11 protein-coding genes and 1 tRNA gene are annotated in these 12,781 nt (G+C 63.7%); 9 read left to right on the top strand and 3 right to left on the bottom strand.

Going from position 1 to position 12,781, the window contains the following annotated elements:
• Positions 1 to 36 precede the first annotated feature (36 nt).
• From BJY26_RS08650 to BJY26_RS08630, 5 genes are all read left to right on the top strand, one after another.
• A complete protein-coding gene (locus BJY26_RS08650) occupies positions 37 to 627 on the top strand; it encodes a TetR/AcrR family transcriptional regulator (RefSeq protein ID WP_179427403.1) in 591 nt (196 codons plus the stop codon).
• A gap of 137 nt (positions 628 to 764) precedes the next feature.
• Positions 765 to 2,861, top strand: coding sequence for a choline BCCT transporter BetT (betT, locus tag BJY26_RS08645; RefSeq protein WP_179427401.1), 2,097 nt, complete (start codon positions 765 to 767; stop codon positions 2,859 to 2,861).
• 10 nt (positions 2,862 to 2,871) lie between these two features.
• The gene (locus BJY26_RS08640) at positions 2,872 to 4,359 is read left to right on the top strand and encodes an aldehyde dehydrogenase family protein (RefSeq protein ID WP_179427399.1); all 1,488 of its coding nucleotides are present in this window, start codon (positions 2,872 to 2,874) and stop codon (positions 4,357 to 4,359) included.
• Positions 4,356 to 5,912, top strand: coding sequence for a GMC family oxidoreductase (locus BJY26_RS08635; protein ID WP_179427397.1), 1,557 nt, complete (start codon positions 4,356 to 4,358; stop codon positions 5,910 to 5,912). The genes BJY26_RS08640 and BJY26_RS08635 overlap by 4 nt, the downstream gene beginning before the upstream one ends.
• Positions 5,913 to 6,252: 340 nt before the next feature.
• On the top strand, positions 6,253 to 7,296 hold the full coding sequence (locus BJY26_RS08630) for an IS110 family RNA-guided transposase (RefSeq protein ID WP_179425479.1): 1,044 nt from the start codon (positions 6,253 to 6,255) through the stop codon (positions 7,294 to 7,296).
• Between the two features lie 80 nt (positions 7,297 to 7,376).
• Here the strand turns inward: BJY26_RS08630 and BJY26_RS08625 are convergent.
• A tRNA-Ser gene (locus tag BJY26_RS08625) sits at positions 7,377 to 7,466 on the bottom strand.
• Between the two features lie 169 nt (positions 7,467 to 7,635).
• Between BJY26_RS08625 and glgX the strand changes: the two genes are divergently transcribed.
• Entirely contained in the window at positions 7,636 to 9,804 is a 2,169-nt protein-coding gene (gene glgX, locus BJY26_RS08620) for a glycogen debranching protein GlgX (protein ID WP_179427395.1), read from the top strand.
• Between the two features lie 40 nt (positions 9,805 to 9,844).
• Here the strand turns inward: glgX and BJY26_RS08615 are convergent, their stop codons facing one another.
• Positions 9,845 to 10,576 carry a phosphotransferase gene (locus tag BJY26_RS08615; RefSeq protein WP_179427393.1) on the bottom strand — a complete coding sequence of 244 codons (732 nt, stop codon included), beginning with the start codon at positions 10,574 to 10,576 and terminating at the stop codon, positions 9,845 to 9,847.
• A 150-nt stretch (positions 10,577 to 10,726) separates the two neighbouring features.
• On the opposite strand from BJY26_RS08615, the gene BJY26_RS08610 reads away from it, so the two are divergent.
• Together BJY26_RS08610 and BJY26_RS08605 are read left to right on the top strand one after the other, a co-directional pair.
• Entirely contained in the window at positions 10,727 to 11,023 is a 297-nt protein-coding gene (locus tag BJY26_RS08610; protein WP_342354693.1) for a helix-turn-helix domain-containing protein, read from the top strand.
• Positions 11,024 to 11,055: 32 nt separating this feature from the next.
• Positions 11,056 to 11,484, top strand: coding sequence for a VOC family protein (locus tag BJY26_RS08605; RefSeq protein WP_179427389.1), 429 nt, complete (start codon positions 11,056 to 11,058; stop codon positions 11,482 to 11,484).
• 25 nt (positions 11,485 to 11,509) lie between these two features.
• Here the strand turns inward: BJY26_RS08605 and BJY26_RS08600 are convergent, their stop codons facing one another.
• A complete protein-coding gene (locus BJY26_RS08600) occupies positions 11,510 to 12,007 on the bottom strand; it encodes a DUF2306 domain-containing protein (RefSeq protein ID WP_179427387.1) in 498 nt (165 codons plus the stop codon).
• 110 nt (positions 12,008 to 12,117) lie between these two features.
• On the opposite strand from BJY26_RS08600, the gene BJY26_RS08595 reads away from it, so the two are divergent.
• On the top strand, positions 12,118 to 12,768 hold the full coding sequence (locus BJY26_RS08595; RefSeq protein ID WP_179427385.1) for a MerR family transcriptional regulator: 651 nt from the start codon (positions 12,118 to 12,120) through the stop codon (positions 12,766 to 12,768).
• The last annotated feature ends 13 nt before the right edge of the window (positions 12,769 to 12,781 follow it).

Raw genomic sequence — 12,781 nt, 5'->3', positions numbered from 1 at the left:
TGCAACGTTTTGGTTGGAGTGGTTTATGGTGAGGGCATGGCTTGGGACACCGAAGGCACGCGGCGCCGGCTCAAGGAAGCCGCCACCATCGAGTTCGCGGAGCGGGGGCCCGACGGCACGACGATGGCGCGAATCGCCGAGCGTGCCGGAATCAACAAAGAACGCCTCTACAAGTACTTTGGCGACAAACGTGCCTTGTTCGAGACGGTGTTGACCGACGAGCTGGGCAAGCTGGCAGCCACCGTGCTCGTCGACGACCCCGGCACGCAGGGCGTTGGCGAATTCGCCGGACGCACCTTCGACTACCACACCGACCACCCGGAATTGATTCGGCTGCTGCAATGGGAAGGACTCAGCGGGGGGCCGGCCGCCGACGAGGCGAACCGTTCCGCCCATTACCGGAAGAAGGTCGAGGTGGTGATCGCCGAGCAACGAAACGGTGCCGTGACATCCGATCTCGACCCGGCGTATCTGACATTCATCTTCATGGCGCTTGCCGCGTGGTGGTATTCGGTACCGCAGCTTGCCCACATGCTCACCGGCGCCGACGCCGACGATCAGGACGAGCGTGCCCGCCGTCGGGCGTTCGTGGTCCGGGCCGCCGAACGGCTTTCCGCACCGCGCTGACCGCCTCAATTCCGCCTTCACCGAACTCCCCTCGTACGGAGACGGCCGACATCACGAAACTTCACGCCGTCCGGCTCTTTGGTTAGACTCGGCCCGGAGCGCTCTGATCTGACATTGTTTTCCGACCCTAGGACTTCATGACCTCGAAAACTGCTGAGAAGCCGGTGGCCAAACCGGAACGCGAAAGCCGCGTCAACCCGATAGTCTTCTTCACCTCTGCCGGGATCATCATCGCGCTGACCCTGTGGGCGTGGCTGGCTCCCGGCTCGGCCGAAACCGTCATCGGTGCGGTCGTCGAATGGGTGGCCACGTACTTTGGCTGGTACTACTTCCTCACGGCCGCCGTCATCATCGGTTTCATCCTCTTCATCGGTATTTCCCGATACGGGAAGGTCAAACTCGGCCCGGAGCAATCGAAACCGCAATTCAACATCTTCACGTGGGCGGCAATGCTGTTTGCAGCGGGCATCGGCACCGACCTCATGTTCTTTTCCGTCTCGGAGCCGGTCACCCAATACTTGGCACCACCGGACGGCGACGGGAAGAGTATCGAGGCGGCTCGCCAAGCCGTCGTGTGGACGCTGTTCCACTACGGCATCACCGGATGGGCCATGTACGCGCTGATGGGGATGGCGCTTGCCTATTTCGCCTACCGCCGCAATCTTCCCTTGAGCATTCGCGCTGCGCTCTACCCGATCTTCGGCAAGCGCATCTGGGGCCCGATCGGCCACTCGGTCGATATCGCCGCAGTGCTGGGCACCATCTTCGGCATCGCCACCAGCCTGGGCATCGGCGTCGTCCAGCTCAATTTCGGCCTGAAGTTCCTCTTCGATCTGCCGCAGAACGTCGGCATGCAGGCCGCGCTGATCGGATTGGCCGTCGTCATCGCCACCATTTCCACTGTCTCCGGCGTCGACAAGGGCATCCGACGGTTGTCCGAGATCAACGTGGTCCTGGCTCTGATGCTGACGATGTTCATCTTGTTCACCGGCAAGACGACCTTCTTGCTCAATTCGTTCGTGATGAATGTCGGCGACTACCTCACCGGCTTCGTGCATATGACGATGAACACTTTCGCATTCGACCACCCCGATGCCTGGCTGAACAGCTGGACGCTGTTCTTCTGGGCCTGGTGGATCGCCTGGGCGCCGTTCGTCGGACTGTTCTTGGCGCGCATCTCACGCGGCCGCTCGATCCGCCAGTTCGTGGCCGGCACCATGATCATTCCGTTCATCTACATCCTGCTGTGGGTGTGCATCTTCGGTAACAGCGCGCTGGACATCGTCATGAACTCCGGCGCCTCCGGAGCCCACTTCGGCCAGGTCGCCATGAATCACCCGGAAAAGGCGTTCTATTCGCTTTTGGCCGACTACCCCTGGGCCCCGGCCTCGGCAGGCGTCGCCACGTTCACCGGCCTGCTCTTTTACGTCACCTCCGCCGACTCGGGCGCGCTCGTGATGTCGAACTTCACGTCGTACCTGAAGACCTCCCGAGCGGACGGCGCGAAGTGGCTGCGTGTGTTTTGGGCGGTGGCGACCGGCCTGCTCACGCTCGTGATGCTGTCGATCGGCGGCATCACGACCTTGCAGAACGCGACAATCATCATGGGCCTGCCGTTCTCGTTCGTCCTGTATCTGATCATGCTGGGGCTCTACAAATCGCTGAAGGGCGAAGGACGCCACTACGACAGCGTGCGCGCCGCGTTGCCCGGCACCTTGTCGTCGCGCACATCGCCGGCGAAACCCGATGCGAAGCTGTGGCGCCGACGTCTCACGCGCATGATGAGCTATCCCGGCAAAAAGCAGACCGAACGGTTCATGCTCGAAACGTGCAAGCCCGCCGTCGAGGAAGTGCTCGCCGAATTCCGCGACCAATCGACCGACGCCGCACCCATCAACGGCACCGACCCGGAGTCGGGATTGTCGTTCACCGGACTCTCCGTCAACATGGGCGATGCCGAGGCGTTCACGTACACGTATTGGCCGGTCGAATGCCCCATCCCCGAATTTGCCACCGGCAGTGCGCGCGGAGACGACGTGTACTACCGGATCGAGGTGTACATTCCCGAGGGCACGCAGGGGTACAACGTGCAGGGATATTCAAAGGAACAGCTCATCAGCGACATCCTCGACTACTACGAGCGTCATCTGACCTACTTGCGGATCACCAGCGAAGACTCGATTGTCGCCGATCCGCCCGAAACCGACACGGCCGACGTCGTCGCCGAAAGCTAAGGAGCACGACATGCCAGACACTCAGACTTTGTACATCGACGGTCAGTGGCAGGCCGCCGCCGACGGCGCCACCCGGGAGATCCACTGCCCGGCCAACGGCGAGCTGGTCGCCAGCGTTTCGGAAGCCGGACGCGCGGACGTCGACGGCGCCGTCGCTGCTGCCCGGCGTGCCTTCGACTCCGGCGACTGGCCGGGCACGCCCGCAGCCGAACGGGGCGACGTCCTGCTCAAGGTCGCGGCCGGTCTTCGCGCGGCCAAGGACGAGTTCGCCCATGCCGAGTCGCTCGACACCGGCAAGCGGCTCGTCGAAAGCGAAATCGACATGGACGATATCGCGAACTGCTTCGACTACTTCGGCAAACTGGCCGGGCAGGATGCCGGGCGCCTTGTCGACGCCGGCAGTGCCGATGTGGTCAGCCGGATCGTGCACGAGCCGGTCGGGGTCTGCGCACTGATTACGCCGTGGAATTATCCGCTGCTGCAGGCCGCGTGGAAGGTCGCTCCGGCCCTGGCCGCCGGGAACACGTTCATCCTGAAGCCGAGCGAGCTGACACCGCACACCGCCGTTCTGCTCATGTCGCTGCTCGAGAACTGCGGAGTGCCGGCCGGCGTTGCGAACCTGGTGCTGGGCGCGGGTGCCGAGGCCGGTGCGCCCATGACGGAACATCCGGACGTCGACATGGTCTCGTTCACCGGTGGTTTTGAAACCGGACGGCATATTTCGTCGGCCGCCGCCTTGTCGGTGAAGAACGTCGCACTCGAACTCGGCGGAAAGAACCCGAACGTCGTGTTCGCCGATGCCGATTTCGACGCGGCCATCGACAATGCGCTCAATGCCGCATTCGTGCACTCCGGCCAGGTGTGCTCGGCCGGCGCCCGCCTCGTCGTCGAGAAGTCGCTGCACGACAAGTTCGTCGACGAGCTCGTCCGCCGCGCGAAGATGATCCGCCTGGGCGGGCCGTTCGACCCGCGAGCCGAGACCGGACCGCTCATCTCGGCAGCCCACCGGGAGAAGGTCAGCGCGTATGTGCAGCGCGGGATCCAGGAAGGCGCCGTGCTGCGGTGCGGCGGCGAAGCGCCGTCCGGCGATCTCGAGAACGGCTTCTACTACTTGCCCACGGTGCTCGACGACGTCAAGCAAGGCATGTCGGTGGTTGTCGATGAAGGCTTCGGCCCCGTCGTCACTGTCGAAACGTTCGACGACGAGGACGACGCCGTGCGCATCGCCAACGACACGAAATACGGGCTCGCCGCCGGAGTGTGGACGCAGGACGCCGGCAAGTCCCAACGCGTGGCGGGCCGGCTGCGCCACGGCACCGTGTGGATCAACGACTTCCACCCGTACCTGCCGCAAGCCGAATGGGGCGGCTACGGCCAGTCCGGCATCGGCCGCGAGCTCGGGCCGACGGGGCTTGACGAGTATCAGGAAGCCAAGCACATCTACCACAATCTCAGGCCGGCAGTCACGGGCTGGTTCGAGGACGGAGGAGACCAGTGAGCGAGAACGAATTCGATTACGTCGTCATTGGCGGCGGCTCAGGCGGGGCCGCCGTTGCGTCCCGACTGAGTGAGGACGCGGACGTTCAGGTCGCGCTGATCGAGGCCGGACCGTCCGACGTCGACGACGCCGCGATTTTGCAGGTGTCGCGGTGGATGGAGCTGCTCGAATCCGGGTACGACTGGGATTACCAGGTCGAGCCGCAGAAGAACGGAAACTCGTTCATGCGTCATGCCCGCGCCCGGGTGTTGGGCGGCTGCTCCTCGCATAACTCGTGCATTGCGTTCTGGGCCCCGCGCGAGGACTTGGACGAGTGGGAGGCACGCGGCGCCGAGGGCTGGCGCGCCGAGAACACGTATCCGCTGTACCGCCGTCTGGAAAACAATTCCGAGTCCGGCGACCACCACGGCCGAAGCGGCCCCGTCAGAATCCGCAACGTGCCGCCGGTCGACCCGTGCGGCGTCGCGCTACTGGACGCCTGCGAGCAGACAGGCATCCCGCGCGTGCAGTTCAACGACAACGAGACGGTCGTCAACGGTGCGAACTTCTTTCAGATCAATGTCCGGGAGGACGGCGTCCGGTCGTCGTCGTCGGTCAGCTATCTGCACCCGAATCTTGACCGGCAGAATCTGCACGTCCTCACCGGGCTGCGGGCCAAGAAGATCGTCATCGACGACGACGGCCGCGCGCGTGGCGTCGAAGTCCTCGATACCGACCTGATCCACAGCCGCACGATCGGGGCCAGGCGCGAAGTCATCCTCAGCGCCGGCGCTATCGATTCGCCGAAACTGCTGATGCTGTCGGGTATCGGCCCGGCCGACCACCTGCGCGAGGTCGGCATCGATGTGCGCGTCGACTCCCCCGGCGTCGGATCGAATCTGCAGGACCATCCGGAGGGCGTCATCCAGTGGGACGCCAAGCAGCCGATGGTGTCCGAATCGACGCAGTGGTGGGAGATCGGCATCTTCACTCCGACCGAGGACGGGCTGTCTCGGCCCGACCTCATGTTCCACTACGGATCGGTGCCGTTCGACATGCACACCGCCCGGCAGGGGTATCCGACAACGGAGAACGGCTTCTGCCTGACCCCGAACGTCACGCACGCCCGCTCCCGCGGCACAGTGCGGCTACGCACTATCGACTTTCGGGACAAGCCGAAGGTCGACCCGAACTACTTCTCGGATCCGCACGACATGCGCGTCATGGTCGCAGGGATCAAGAAAGCCCGCGAGATCGTGTCCCAGCCGGCCATGGCCGAGTGGGCCGGGCGGGAGCTGTATCCGGGGCCGGGCGTACAGACCGATGAGGAGATCGCCGACTACATCGCCAAGACCCACAACACCGTGTACCATCCGGCCGGCACGGTGCGGATGGGCGCGGCGGACGACGCAGGGTCGCCGCTCGATCCGCAGCTGCGGGTGAAGGGCGTGACGGGCCTGCGAGTCGCCGACGCCTCTGTGATGCCGGAGCTCACGACGGTGAACCCGAACATCACGACCATGATGATCGGCGAGCGGTGCTCGGATCTGATCAAGGAGGCCGCCTCCCAGTAGTTCCGCCCCGCCGAGTGGTGGCGAATGGCTGCGAAATCGCCGATTTCGCAGCCATTCGCCACCACTCCTTTACTGGTGTGTGGCTGGCCTGGTTGTTAGCTGGCAGGCTGGTAACTGGTCTCTTGTGGCGTGTCTCTCCACCACTCGGCCCCTCTGTTGAGGTGTCTTTGCGTCGACTTGACCACGATAAGAGGCCGGTGCCGGCCTGACCGTGTCGAAGGCTTGATAGAAGTATGCCCACCCCGTATGTGGGGGTGTGGCCCTTAAAGGAGATGCCTCCACACACTATTTCCAGACCGGCACCGTGACAGTCACGAACCGTGAAGGAGACGTAACCATCATGACTATCGTCGCAGACACCTACGATCATGTCATCGGCGTGGACACCCACGCCCGCACGCACACCTATGCCCTCGTCAACGCCCGCACCGGCGGCATTGAGAAAACGAAAACGTTCCCGACCCACCCGGCCGGACTAGCCCGAGCCCTGACCTGGATCAGCCAAGTCACCGGCACCGTGTTGATCGCCTGCGAGGGAACCGGCTCCTACGGGCGCCAACTGGCCCTCCTGCTGGCCGACGCCGGCCTGCAAGTGACCGAAGTGCGCCCACCAGCCAAAACCAGCCGAGTCGGTACCGGTAAGACCGACAACATCGACGCCCGCACCGCTGCCCGCGGGATTCTGGGCACCGACACCGACCAGCTCATCACACCCCGCGCGCCAGGCGCCCGCCACGCCCTGGCAGTGCTCCTCGCCGCCCGCCTACGCCTCGACGCCCACCGCACCCGGCTGAAAAACTCACTCACCGCGCTATGCCGCGACACCAACCTCGGCATCGACGCCCGCACCGGCATCACCAACGCTCAAATCACCACCATCGCCGCCTGGCGAACCCGAACCACCGACGACCTCGACACCACCACCTGCCGCGACGAAGCCCGCCGCATAGCCAAAGAAATCCACCACCTCACCGCCGAACTCGCCGCCAACCGAGAACGCCTGGCCACCATCATCACCGACACCACGCCAGCCCTCCTCGACATCAACGGCGTCGGCCCCATCAACGGCGCGAAAATCCTCAACGCCTACTCCCACCACGGCCGCATCCGCACCGAAGCCGCATTCGCCAAACTCGCCGGCACCGCCCCATTACCAGCATCCTCCGGCAACACCACCCGACACCGGCTATCACGCTACGGCGACCGGCAACTCAACTCAGCACTCCACCGCATCGCCATGACCCGACTCGCCCACGACCCCGCCACCCAGGCATACCGCGACAAACGCACCACCCACGACGCCAGCAACCGCGACATCCACCGAAGCCTCAAACGCTACATAGCCCGAGAAATCTACCGAAACCTCGAACACATCACCGCTTGACACAACCATAGAAGTGTCGGTGCGGTACGGGGCGCGGTGCGGCATGAGGCACGGTACGGGGTGCGGTGCGGCGCCTGCGGCGGAGAGCGAGGGATTCGAACCCTCGGTGCAGGGATCACCTGCACAGCGGTTTTCAAGACCGCCACCTTCGGCCGCTCGGTCAGCTCTCCCCGGCGTCCGGACGTTCACGCCGGACGCCGCCTTCATAGTTTTACATGCTTCGCTCCGGCGTGCATCCGGGGCCCTGCCGCCGGCCGGTACCGTTCGCGCTGCACCGGACGAAGGTTACTACCGAGTAAGGTTGCCTAGGGTCTTGCATCGTCGATACCAGGAGGATCGTTGGAAGTTCAGCCGGGAACGCCTTATCCGTTGGGTGCCACTTTCGACGGTTCGGGCACGAATTTCGCGTTGTACAGCGAGGCCGCGGAGTCGGTCGAGCTGTGCTTGTTCGACGATGACGGCGGCGAAGAGCGCATCGCCGTCACCGAGTGCGACGCGTATGTCTGGCATTGCTATATTCCGCAGATCGAGCCCGGCCAACACTATGGCTATCGAGTGGATGGGCCGTACGAGCCCGAGAACGGGCTCCGTTGTAATCCGAACAAGCTCCTCCTCGACCCGTACGCCAAATCGGTAGCGGGCGAGATCGAGTGGGGCCAGCCCATGTTTTCCTACGATTTCGGGGATCCGACGAGCCGTAACGATGACGATTCGGCAGCCAATACTATGCACGGCGTCGTCATCAATCCGTTCTTCGACTGGCACGGCGACCGCGCTCCAAAGACTCCGTACTACCAGAGCATCATTTACGAAGCCCACGTCAAGGGCCTGACCGCCTTGCATCCGGACGTCCCCGAGGAACAGCGCGGCACGTACGCAGGAGTCGCCCACCCATCGGTGATCGCGCATTTGCACAAGCTCGGCGTCACCGCAATCGAGCTCATGCCCGTCCACCAGTTCGTCAACGACGACACCCTCGCTCAGCAGGGCCTGACCAATTACTGGGGCTACAACACGATCGGCTTCTTCGCCCCGCACAACCGGTACTCGTCCACGGGTGATGCCGGCCAGCAGGTGCAGGAGTTCAAATCGATGGTCCGCACCCTGCATGACAAGGGCATCGAGGTCATCCTCGACGTGGTCTACAATCACACGGCCGAGGGCAACGATCTCGGGCCGACGCTTTCTTTCCGCGGCATCGACAATCTGCACTATTACCGCACCGTCGACGACGACCCGCAACACTATATGGACTACACCGGCACCGGCAACACTCTCAACGTCCGGCAACCGCACACGCTCCAGCTACTGATGGATTCGCTGCGCTATTGGGTCACCGAAATGCACGTCGACGGCTTCCGATTCGACCTGGCATCGGCCCTTGCCCGCGAGTTCTACGACGTCGACAGGCTCTCCACGTTCTTTGAAATGGTCCAGCAGGACCCGATCGTTTCGCAGGTCAAACTCATTGCCGAACCGTGGGACGTCGGCCCGGGCGGCTACCAGGTCGGCAACTTTCCGCCGCTCTGGACCGAATGGAACGGCAAATTCCGCGACTCGATCCGCGATTTCTGGCGCGGCGTACCGGCGACCATCGGCGAATTCGCCTCCCGCATCTCCGGCTCGTCGGACCTGTACGAAAATTCCGGACGACGTCCGTTCGCCTCGATCAATTTCGTCACGGCTCACGACGGCTTCACCATGGCCGACCTGGTGTCATACAACGACAAGCACAACGAATCCAATGGCGAAGACAACAACGACGGAGCCGATGACAACCGCTCGTGGAACTGCGGCGTCGAGGGCCAGACCGATGACGAGGAGATCAACGCGCTTCGAGCCCGCCAACAACGCAACTTCCTGGCAACGCTCCTGCTCTCGCAAGGCGTGCCGATGATTTCGCACGGCGACGAGCTCGGACGCACCCAGAACGGCAACAACAACGCGTATTGCCAGGACAATGAGCTCACGTGGATCGACTGGGAGAACGCCGACTCCCCGCTCATCGAATTCACTGCCGCCGTGGCGAAACTGCGCACCGACCATCCCACGTTCCGCCGCAGCCGCTTCTTCGACGGCCGGCCGGTGCGCAGCAGCACGGGCGATCCGTTGCCCGACCTCGTCTGGCTGAACCCGGACGGTGCCGAGATGATCACCGACGACTGGGATTCCGGCTTCGAGCGGTCGATCGGCGTCTTCCTCAACGGCGACGGCATCCGCGGGGTCAATTGGCGCGGCGAAGCAATCCGGGACGACCATTTCATGTTGTTCTTCAACGCGCACGACGACGGAGTGAACTTCACGCTCCCCGGCGACGATTATGCTCCCGCCTGGTCCGTAGTGATCGACACATCCGGCAGTGTCGACGTCGGCACCGAATGTCAGGCGAACGGCTCGCTCACCTTGGGCGGCAAATCGCTCATCGTGTTGCGCGCTCACGGCGACGACGAAGAGGAACCGGACCATTCGGTGCAAGCGTCGCTGGCCGGACGAGGCGGGCAACGCTAGCTATCGGCCGGCCGTTCGGTGCCCGCAAGCCCCCGTGTCGTCAGCCGTCTTGCCGCAAACCCGCGAGATAGTCGGCGTCCCGCTCGTACCCGTCGGCATCGCCGCGCAAATGCGGCTTTGACAGTTCCGCCGCCTTCCGGCGAGACATCCGCGCCAGATCGACGAGCCTGATGACGGCAATGCGCAGGACGTCGTCCCAGGTCGCCTCGGAGCCGTACGCGCGAAGCAGGATATCCACGCGGCGCCGGGCCTCGCCTCGTCCCGGAGCGCCGTCCGGCGTCAGTGCGGTCAGCGGCACGGCGCGCGTTGCGAAATGGGCGATGTCCCAGAGACGCGGGCCCGGCGCACACATGTCGAAATCGATGGCTCCGACGATCACCCCGTCGCGAAAGACCAGATTATGCGGTGCGAAATCGCCCACACAGATGACTTCGGCCGGGATCTTCGCCGTCGATTGCCACACTGCGCCGTCCATCGGAAAGCCGATACTTGCCTCGTGCAGCAGGCGCAGCCGGCGAGCACCGTCCCGCAGCACCCCGTCGTCCCACACCCAGCCGGGCAGCGGATAGACCGGAACGACGCCGTCGATGAAGGTCAGGCGCTCCCGATCACCCTCGATGCCCAGCGGCCGCGGCGCCCAATCGATACCGGCCCGGGCGAGGTATTCGAGATACCGGTGCACCGTCGGCGTCCAGGGCCCCGCATCGCGAAGCACCGTGTCGCCGCTTCGCCGGACGCGATTCATGTTTCCGCCGGTCAGCTCTGCGTCCATGCGCCAACCCTAGACCGGAAGAGCGCGGGGCGGCTCGGATTTTCTTCCCGCCGGCGGCCGCGGGCTATCCGGGCTCCGTTCTCGTAGTCTTACCGGGTGAGCCGCTACGCAGAAGATCGCAGCCGACGACTGTTACGTGCCCGGGACGCGATGGATCGCGCGTACGGCGGACCACTCGACGTGCGCGCGGTGGCCGCCGTGGCTCATATGTCCCCCGCTCATTTCAGTCGCTGCTTTCGCTTAGTCTTTGGCGAGCCGCCTCATCGCTACTTGCAGCGCCGGCGTGTCGAGCGCTCGATGTTTCTGCTCCGCGAGACTGACCGTACGGTGACCGCCGCACTGCGTCCAGCGCGCGGTCATGCGACCTCGGAATGGCGAAAGTCGCCCGGCATCGCAAGACAGCACGTTTGGATAAGTCGCTGCATTGAGCGACGACGTAAGATCTGAGAACATTCGCGACAACCGATTCCGAGGACACGATGATCACTGCGCTGAACGTCACTTCCATTTACGTACTGGACAAGGAGGAGGCGCTGGATTTTTACGTCACCAAGCTGGGCCTGGAGAAGGGCAACGACGTGAAGCAGGGTGAGTATCGATGGCTGACCGTTCGCGTTCCCGGCAATGGCGCCACCGAGATCTCTCTGGAGCAACCGGGTCCGCCGATTCACGACGAACAAACCGCAGCTCAGCTCCGCGAGTTGATTGCCAAGGGTGCTCTGGGAGGGCTCGTCTTCGTCACTGACGATGCGCACGCGCTGTACAAAACTCTCCGCGAGCGGGGCGTCACGGATTTTACTCAAGAGCCCACCGAGCACTTTTACGGCATTGATATGGGCGTGAGAGATCCCTTTGGCAATGCCATCCGGATCCTGCAACAAGGAAAGGCCCACGCTCCTGGCGCATGACCCGAGCCCGTGCCCGGATCGGCGTTCACGCGGCTTTCGCCAGCCGTGGTCGTTTTGACGTCCGCGGCCGGACGGGGGCAAAGCGCAGGACGTAGACGGCCCAGCCGGTGATCGCCACGAGAATCACGGCGATGATCGTCCATAGCAGGCCCGGGTCGCTGACCGCCAAGGACGGGATCTCCCGGCCGGGAACGATCGCGGCAAAGAGTCCGGCCGTCAGCGCACCAAGCCACGACCCGACCATCATGAAGATGTGCCGACGGACTTTCCCCTTGCGGATCGCCATCACACCGACGGTGGTAGTGCCGAATGTGAATATCGCCAGGGCGTGAAATACCGTGAACGACCCCGTGAGCGTGTAAATGAACATGCCGCTCGCGCATACGAGATACATGAGAATTACCCACGAGCGTCCGATCAGCTTGTGGCGGGCATCCTTCTTCTTGCGAATGATTTGGATGGGCGCCAACAGCACGACGCCCGAGGCGGCTGTGGCGTGGAGGGCTATGAACATCGTTGTCATACCGATAAGATAATTGGACTATCCGATCACGGCAACGTAGATAGTCACAGCACGCTCAACTATCCGATCGATGCACGGATCACATCACGGCGCATCAGTTCAGGAGCACGATGAAACTCAGCTCACTAGCCGTCACGACCGGAGTCTCGACCGCCAGCATCAAGTACTACATTCACGTGGGGATCCTTCCGGCCGGACGAAAAAGGAACGCCACCACGGCCGTCTATGACGACGTGCACGTCCATCGCCTCGCACTGGTGACCTGGCTCCGAGCGGAATTGCACACACCGCTCGGCTCGATCGCCGACCTCGCCCGCGCCATTGACGACGAAAATGTGCCGATGATCGAGCTCATGGGCGAATGCCAGCGCCTCGCGCTGAGTTCCGGCGGCACGGCGGCCCCGCGCCGCACGCCTGCCGGCGAGTCGTCACGCCACGATTTCAACGACGACGTTCTCAGCGCTCTCGAAGAACTGGGTTGGCCGGACATCTCACCGACAGCACGCAGGTCCGTCTCGGATGCCCTCGCGGACTTCGCCGCTGCGGGCTACGTAGTCGGGCCGGACACGATAATTCTTCACGCCCGGGCGTTGACGAAGATCGTCCGGGAGAACGTCGACCCCATCACCGACGGCCTCAGCCGAGACGAAGTCTGTTTACAAGTCATTCGCGGGGTCACGATGCACAACCGACTGCTCATTGCCACAAGCGCGCTCGTGCACGCGTCCATCTCGGCACTCGGGCACGAACGGCAGTCGTGACTGTCCGCTTAGA

It is taken from the genome of Spelaeicoccus albus (assembly GCF_013409065.1).
In the GTDB taxonomy this organism is placed as follows: Bacteria; Actinomycetota; Actinomycetes; order Actinomycetales; family Brevibacteriaceae; genus Spelaeicoccus; species Spelaeicoccus albus.
This window is presented reverse-complemented; position numbering and strand designations above follow the sequence as displayed.

Excerpts from the sequence above, each read along its gene's own strand:
- BJY26_RS08595 (WP_179427385.1), top strand. The coding sequence starts at position 12,118 with ATGAAACTCAGCTCACTAGCCGTCACGACCGGAGTCTCGACCGCCAGC.
- BJY26_RS08650 (WP_179427403.1), top strand. The coding sequence starts at position 37 with ATGGCTTGGGACACCGAAGGCACGCGGCGCCGGCTCAAGGAAGCCGCC.
- BJY26_RS08610 (WP_342354693.1), top strand. The coding sequence starts at position 10,727 with ATGGATCGCGCGTACGGCGGACCACTCGACGTGCGCGCGGTGGCCGCC.
- betT (WP_179427401.1), top strand. The coding sequence starts at position 765 with ATGACCTCGAAAACTGCTGAGAAGCCGGTGGCCAAACCGGAACGCGAA.
- BJY26_RS08630 (WP_179425479.1), top strand. The coding sequence starts at position 6,253 with ATGACTATCGTCGCAGACACCTACGATCATGTCATCGGCGTGGACACC.
- BJY26_RS08615 (WP_179427393.1), bottom strand. The coding sequence starts at position 10,576 with ATGGACGCAGAGCTGACCGGCGGAAACATGAATCGCGTCCGGCGAAGC.
- BJY26_RS08640 (WP_179427399.1), top strand. The coding sequence starts at position 2,872 with ATGCCAGACACTCAGACTTTGTACATCGACGGTCAGTGGCAGGCCGCC.
- BJY26_RS08605 (WP_179427389.1), top strand. The coding sequence starts at position 11,056 with ATGATCACTGCGCTGAACGTCACTTCCATTTACGTACTGGACAAGGAG.
- BJY26_RS08600 (WP_179427387.1), bottom strand. The coding sequence starts at position 12,007 with ATGACAACGATGTTCATAGCCCTCCACGCCACAGCCGCCTCGGGCGTC.